The 6,537-nt window shown below is 73.6% G+C and carries 7 protein-coding genes; 4 read left to right on the forward strand and 3 right to left on the reverse strand.

Annotated elements, in window-relative coordinates; genetic code table 11:
* Positions 1-256: 256 nt before the first annotated feature.
* Positions 257-517, reverse strand: coding sequence for a hypothetical protein (locus H5J29_RS16890; protein WP_181781916.1), 261 nt, complete (start codon positions 515-517; stop codon positions 257-259).
* Positions 518-697: 180 nt separating this feature from the next.
* Positions 698-871, reverse strand: a complete 174-nt coding sequence (locus H5J29_RS16895) for a hypothetical protein (protein ID WP_181781917.1) — start codon at positions 869-871, stop codon at positions 698-700.
* 109 nt (positions 872-980) lie between these two features.
* Here H5J29_RS16895 and H5J29_RS16900 point away from each other — a divergent pair, with 109 nt between their 5' ends.
* Genes H5J29_RS16900 through H5J29_RS16915 form a run of 4 tightly spaced genes read left to right on the forward strand, consistent with a single transcriptional unit; the run spans position 981 to position 5,583 of the window.
* Positions 981-2,435: an FAD-binding oxidoreductase gene (locus tag H5J29_RS16900; protein ID WP_181781918.1), complete on the forward strand. Its 1,455-nt coding sequence runs from the start codon at positions 981-983 to the stop codon at positions 2,433-2,435.
* Entirely contained in the window at positions 2,432-3,598 is a 1,167-nt protein-coding gene (locus H5J29_RS16905; protein ID WP_181781919.1) for an FAD-binding oxidoreductase, read from the forward strand. Before H5J29_RS16900 ends, H5J29_RS16905 begins: the two co-directional genes overlap by 4 nt.
* Positions 3,599-4,936, forward strand: a complete 1,338-nt coding sequence (locus tag H5J29_RS16910; protein ID WP_181781920.1) for a (Fe-S)-binding protein — start codon at positions 3,599-3,601, stop codon at positions 4,934-4,936. It abuts the gene before it with no gap.
* Between the two features lie 59 nt (positions 4,937-4,995).
* The gene (locus H5J29_RS16915; protein ID WP_181781921.1) at positions 4,996-5,583 is read left to right on the forward strand and encodes an FHA domain-containing protein; all 588 of its coding nucleotides are present in this window, start codon (positions 4,996-4,998) and stop codon (positions 5,581-5,583) included.
* A gap of 7 nt (positions 5,584-5,590) precedes the next feature.
* On the opposite strand, the gene H5J29_RS16920 is transcribed toward H5J29_RS16915, so the two are convergent.
* A partial coding sequence (locus tag H5J29_RS16920) for a YncE family protein (protein WP_220187522.1) occupies positions 5,591-6,537 on the reverse strand: 947 nt, incomplete at its 5' end.

The following is a 6,537-nucleotide window of genomic DNA, read 5'->3' on the forward strand; positions in this document are numbered from 1 at the left end:
GCCCCCCTGGTCGTGGCCGCGGGCCGTCGCCTCGGCGCCCTGCTCGCCACCGCGTGAGCCGCGCGGGGACCCATGATCACCGTCTCGGCACGTGGAGCGGCGGGGAGAGCGCGGGCGCCGAGGCGACGACCACCACCCCAGCCCGGTTCCAGCCCCGCCATGATCACCGCTTCGGCATGCAGAACCGCGGCAAACGCGGTCGGCGGTGCCGAAACAACGATCACCACTCCGCCCCGTCACCGGCGACCAGTCATGATCACTGTCCCGGCACGCAGAACCGCGATGTGGGTGGGCCGGTGGTGCCGAGAGGACGATCACCGTCCGTCGACTCGCCGGCTAAGCCCATGATCACCGTTTCGGCTCGCAGAACCGCGGCAAACGCGGCAGCCGGTGCCCAAACAACGATCACCACTCCGCCCTGTCGCGGGCGACCACCCGCGGCCACAGTGCTGACATAGAGAACCGCGATCACCACTCCCTGCGGTGCCAACGGATCGATCACCGTCCGCAGGCTCACCAGCTAAGCCCATGATCACCGTTTCGGCTCGCAGAACCGCGGCAAACGCGGCAAGCGGTGCCGAAACAACGATCACCACTCCGCCCCGTCACCGGCGACCACTCAAGAGCCTGTCCCGGCACGCAGAACCGCAACGAGGGCGGGCCGGCGGTACCGAGAGGACGATCACCGTCACTCGCCTCACCACCCCCAGCCCATGATCACCGCCCCGGCACGCAGAACCGCGGCAAACGCGGCAGGCGGTGCCGAGACAACGATCACCACCCCGGCCCGCCGACAGCGACCACCCAAGATCACCACCTCGGCACGCGGAACCGCGCCGAACACGGCGTGCCGCGCCGAAACGACGATCACCGGAAGACACCCCAACCGCCGCCACCTGACCGAACGTCTGGTTTCGAGACAGCCGGCCGCCCCACACCCGCCTACGCTCGACCCGTTCCCACCACGAGGAGGTCGAAAGATGCCTCTCGATCCCGTCGCCCGGGCCGCGATCGTCGCGTCCCTGGCGCCCGACGAGGTCGTCGACGATCCCGTCCGCACCCGCGCCTACGAGTGCGACGGGCTGACCGGTTACCGGGTGCGGCCCGAGATCGTGCTGATCCCGCGGGACACCGCGGGCGTCGCCAGGGCGGTCAAGGCCTGCCACCGCAACGGCGTGCCGTTCGTGGCACGGGGCGCGGGGACCGGGCTGTCCGGCGGCGCGCTCCCGGTCGCCGACGGCGTGGTGATCTCGCTGTCCCGGCTCAAGACGATCCGGGAGGTCGACGTCGTGAACCGACGCGCCGTCGTCGAGCCCGGGGTGACGAACCTGGAGATCACCGCGGCCGTCGCGCAGCACGGGCTCTACTACGCGCCGGACCCGAGCTCCCAGCAGGTCTGCACCATCGGCGGGAACGTCGCGGAGAACTCCGGCGGCGCGCACTGCCTCAAGTACGGGTTCACCACGAACCACGTGCTGTCGATGGAGGTCGTGCTGCCCGACGGCGAGATCGTCACGCTCGGCGGGGACTCCCCCGAGCAGCAGGGCCCGGACCTGCGCGGGGTCTTCCTGGGCTCCGAGGGCACGCTCGGCATCACCACCTCGGTCACCGTGCGGCTGCTGCGCACCCCCGAGACGGTCCGGACGCTGCTCGCGGACTTCCCGTCGATCGCCGCGGCGGGCGAGGTGGTCAGCGACATCGTGGCGGCGGGGATCGTGCCCGCGGCCGTCGAGATGATGGACACCCTGGCGATCGAGGCCGCCGAGCAGGCCGTGCACGCGGGCTACACCGTGGGCACCCCGGCCGCGCTCGTCGTGGAGCTGGACGGCCCGATCGAGCAGTGCGACAGCGAGTTCGCGCAGGTCAAGGCCATTTGCGACGAGCACGGCTGCACGCGGCTGCACATCGCGGGCTCGCCGGAGGAGCGCGCGGCGATCTGGCGGGGGCGCAAGGCGGCGTTCGCGGCCGTCGGACGGATCTCGCCGGACTACTTCGTCCAGGACGGCGTGGTCCCCCGGACCCGGCTCGCGGAGGTCCTGCAGCGCATCTCCGACATGGGCGACGAGGCCGGGCTCAGGGTGGCCAACGTGTTCCACGCCGGGGACGGCAACCTGCACCCGTTGGTGCTCTACAGCGCGGCCGAGGGCGAGACCGAACGCGCCGAGCACCTCTCCGGGCGGATCGCCGAGCTGTGCGTGGAGCTGGGCGGGTCGCTGTCCGGCGAGCACGGCATCGGCACGGACAAGGCGTGCTCGATGCCGAAGATGTTCGGCGAGGAGGACCTCGCCGTGATGTCCCGGGTCCGCGTGGCCTTCGACCCGACGGGGATCTGCAACCCCGGCAAGGTCCTGCCCACGCCCCGGCTGTGCGGGGAGCGGCCCGGCACATACAGGGCGCACCCCTTGGAGGAGGCGGGAGTGATCGAGCGGCTATGACCCTGACTGCGCTGAAACCCACCACGCTCGCCGACGCCCGCGCCGCGGTCCTCGACACCGCGGGCCCGTTGGCGGTCACCGGCGCGGGCACGGCGACGGACTGGGCCGGGCGACTCGGCCCCGTCGACGCGGTGCTGGAGACCACCGGCCTGGCCGGCGTGATCACCCACAACCCCGGCGACATGACGGTCTCGGTGCGGGCGGGGACCCCGCTGCGCGATCTCCAGGCCGAGCTGGCCGAGCACGGCCAGCACGTGTCGTTCGACGCCGCGCGGGTCGGCGACGGAGCCACCGTCGGCGGCCTGGTCGCGACCGCGGACTCGGGACCGTCCGCGCTGGTCCACGGGTCGATGCGGGACCTGGTCATCGGCACCACCACCCTGCTGTCCGACGGCGCGGTGGTCCGGTCGGGCGGTCACGTCATCAAGAACGTGGCGGGCTTCGACGTGTCGAAGCTGCTGCACGGCTCCTACGGAACCCTCGGCGTGCTCTGCGAGGTCGTGCTCCGGCTGCACCCGGTGCCCGCCGCGATCGGGACGGTCGTGGTGGAGTGCGGTCTGGCCGAGGGGGGCCGGCTGGCGCGCGAGGTGCTGACCTCGCAGCTGGAGCCGACGGCCGTCGAGTGGCTGTCGAGCGGGCGGTTGCTCGTCCGGATCGACTCCACCGAGGAGGCGCTGCCTGCGAGGCTCGACCGCCTCACGGCCCTGGTCGGCGGCACCGTGGCCGACCGCGAGACGGCAGAGACCGCTGGGACGGCAGAGGCTCCGCGAGCAGCGCGCTCTGCTCGCGCTCACGCGGCCGGTCCCTGGGCCGAGCACGCGGAGCTGACCCGTGGGCGGCCCGGTGAGGCTCTGCTCCGGATCGGTGCGAAGCCGGGTCTGTTGGCCGCCCTGCTGGAGCGGCTCCCCGTCGGCACCGTCACCGCGGGGCTCGGGACCGGGGTCGCCACCGTGTCCCTGCCCGTCGCCTCCGTCGCGGACGCCCACGCCGAGGTGCACGCCGCAGGCGGGACGAGCGTGCTGCGCACCCGCCCCGTCTCCGGGCTCGACGTGCCCGCCTGGGGCCCGCCGCCGAGCGCGCTCGCCGTGCTCCGCGCCGTCAAGCAGCAGTTCGACCCGGACCGCAGGCTCGGTCCCGGCCGCTTCGACCCCTGGGAGATCTGAGTGAGCACGACCCCCGCAGGCTCCGCCGACACCAACCTCCCGCAGACCGGCCCCAGCGCCTTCGACGACCACCACCCGCCCCAGCGCGAGCTGCTCGACGACTGCGTCCACTGTGGTTTCTGCCTCCCCACCTGCCCCACCTACCAGCTCTGGGGCGAGGAGATGGACTCCCCGCGCGGCCGGATCTACCTCATGGACCTGGCCGAGAAGGGCGAGATCGGGCTCGACGGGCCACTGCACCAGCACATCGACGCCTGCCTGGGCTGCATGGCGTGCGTGACGTCGTGCCCGTCCGGCGTGCAGTACGACAAGCTGCTCGAGTCCGTGCGGCCGCAGATCGAGCGGCACGTCGAACGGACGCGGGCGGACCGGCTGTTCCGCGAGGCGATCTTCGCGCTGTTCCCCTACAGGCGCAGGCTGCGCGTCGCGGCCCTGCCCGGCGCGCTCTACCAGAAGCTCGCCACCGTCCCGGCGATCCGCAGGCTCGCGGCGACGCTCCCCGGCAGGCTGGCCGCGATGGAGTCGCTGCTCCCGCCGGTCACCGTCCGGGAGGCGTTCGCGCGGCTGCCCGAGCACACCGCCGCCGTCGGGCGGCGCCGCGGGCGGGTCGCGCTGTTGTCCGGCTGCGTGCAGGACGTGTTCTTCCACCGCGTCAACGAGGCCACGGTGCGGGTGCTCTCGGCCGAGGGGTTCGACGTCGTCGTGCCCCGTGACCAGCAGTGTTGCGGTGCGCTCGAGCTGCACGCCGGCCGCGAGGAGCCCGCCCTGGCGCGGGCCAGGCGGACCGTCGCGACGTTCGAGGGGCTCGGCGTGGAGCACGTCGTCGCGAACGTCGCGGGCTGCGGATCGTCCATGAAGGACTACGGTCACCTGCTCGCCGACGACCCCGAGTGGGCCGAGCGGGCGAAGGCCTTCAGCGACTCCGTGCGAGACGTCAGCGAGGTGCTCGCCGAGGCGGGTCCGCAGGCGCCCCGCTCCCCCGTCGCGGCCCGGGTGGCGTACCACGACGCCTGTCACCTCGGGCACGCCCAAGGGGTCCGGGACCAGCCGCGGGCGGTGCTGCGCAGCATCCCCGAGCTGGAGCTGCTGGACATCCCGGAGGCGGCGCTGTGCTGCGGCTCCGCGGGGATCTACAACATGATCAACCCTGAGGCGGCCGACGAGCTGGGCGCCCGCAAGGCGGCCAACGTGCGGTCGGTGACACCGGAGATCGTCGTGACCGCCAACCCGGGGTGCCTGCTGCAGATCGCCAAGCACCTCGGGGACGACCTGACCCTGCTCCACCCCGTCCAGCTGCTCGACGCGAGCATCCGCAGCGTCCCGGTGCCGCGCCGGTAACGCCGTCCGGACCGTCGCCGACGCCTACCGCGGGAGAGACCGACCGGGACGGAGGCGTGGTGAACGACTTCCTCGAGGTGCGTGGACCGTCCGGCACGGCGATCGTGCCCCTGGCCGGCGAGCCGGGGGCACGGGTGAGCGTGGGTCGCGGGCCGGGCAACACGGTCGAGCTGGCCGGGGACCCGCGGGTGTCGGGACAGCATGCCGTCCTGGAGTGGACCGGCGGCGGATGGTGCGTCAGCGACCTGGGCAGCCGCAACGGCACCCTGCTCGGCGGCGAGCGGATCCACGGGCTGCGGGCGATGCGCAACGGCGACGAGCTGCTGCTCGGCCGCACCCGCGTCACGCTCCGCTCCCGGGCCGCGGACCAACCCGCCACCGAGGGGGCCGAGCCGCCGCCCATGCTGACCCCTCGGGAGCGGGACGTCCTGGTGGCCCTGTGCCGCCCGTTCTTCGCCGGTCGGACGTTCGCGCAGCCCGCCTCCGCCCGTCAGGTCGCGGCCGAGCTCGTCGTCACCGAGGACGCGGTCCAGCAGCACCTGTTGCGGCTCTACCGCAAGTTCGGCCTGGCCGAGGGCCCGGACCGCCGCGTGCGCCTGGCCGCCGAGGCCCTCGAACGCGGCGCGGTGACGGTCGCGGACGTCTAGTGCCCCGCTAGTCCGGGGCGATCTTCAGGAGCCTGTCCTGCTCCGCGATCCACAGCGCCTCCGCCGCCAGCCGGGCGACCACCACGTTCTCGCCGAATCCCGGGACCGCGGGACCCGACTCGACGAGCGGTGCCGGGCTCCCCAGGTCGTAACGCCGGACGGCCTGGTCACCCTCGTCGTGCACGATCCACAACAGACCGTCCCCGACCTGGAACCAGGACCAGCCTGCGGGGTCGTAGCGGGGCGCCCACTCGAACGTGTCCAGCCGCACCGACACGATGCCCCCGTCGGCCGCGACGTAGAGCAGCCCCGAGTCCACCTCGAACCCACCGAGGGCCTGGCCGACGAGGAGGGTGCCGGTGATCCGGCCCGTGCGCGCGTCGATGCGGGTCAGGGTGCCGTCCCCGCGGTTGCCGACGTACGCGGAGCCGCCCGTCACCACGACGTTGCGGGGCGCCCGGCCGACGGGGATCGGGTCGCCGACCGGCTGGAGGCTGCGCGCGTCGATCCGGGAGACGGTGTTCGCCGCGGAGTGGGTGAGCCAGAGGACGCCGTCCGCGACCGCGAGGCCGTTGGAGGGCTCCGGCGTCGGGACGGGCGCGGCGACAGCGCCCGTGGCCGCGTCCACCCGGGTGACGGCGGTCCGGCTCCGCACCCATGCGGCCCCCTCGGCGACGACGACCTGCGCGGGCTCGCCGCCGACGTCGATCCGGCTCGCCACCAGGGTCTCCGGGTCCACCCGGGTCAGCGAGCCGTCCTCGCTCGCGACCCAGACCGCGCCCTCGCCCAGCTCGACGTCCACCGGCGCCGTCCCGACGGGAACCGGCGGACCGACCGGTGCCCAGCTCGCCGTCCGCGGGTCCTCCGCGCGCCACAGCAGCAGACCCGCTACCAGGGCGAGGACCACCACGAGCGCCGCACCGGCGACCCACAGGCGCCGTCGTCTCCGGCCGG

The sequence above is a fragment of the Pseudonocardia pini genome, from assembly GCF_013870575.1.
Classification (GTDB): domain Bacteria; phylum Actinomycetota; class Actinomycetes; order Mycobacteriales; family Pseudonocardiaceae; genus Pseudonocardia; species Pseudonocardia pini.

Excerpts from the sequence above, each read along its gene's own strand:
- H5J29_RS16900 (WP_181781918.1), top strand. The coding sequence starts at position 981 with ATGCCTCTCGATCCCGTCGCCCGGGCCGCGATCGTCGCGTCCCTGGCG.
- H5J29_RS16905 (WP_181781919.1), top strand. The coding sequence starts at position 2,432 with ATGACCCTGACTGCGCTGAAACCCACCACGCTCGCCGACGCCCGCGCC.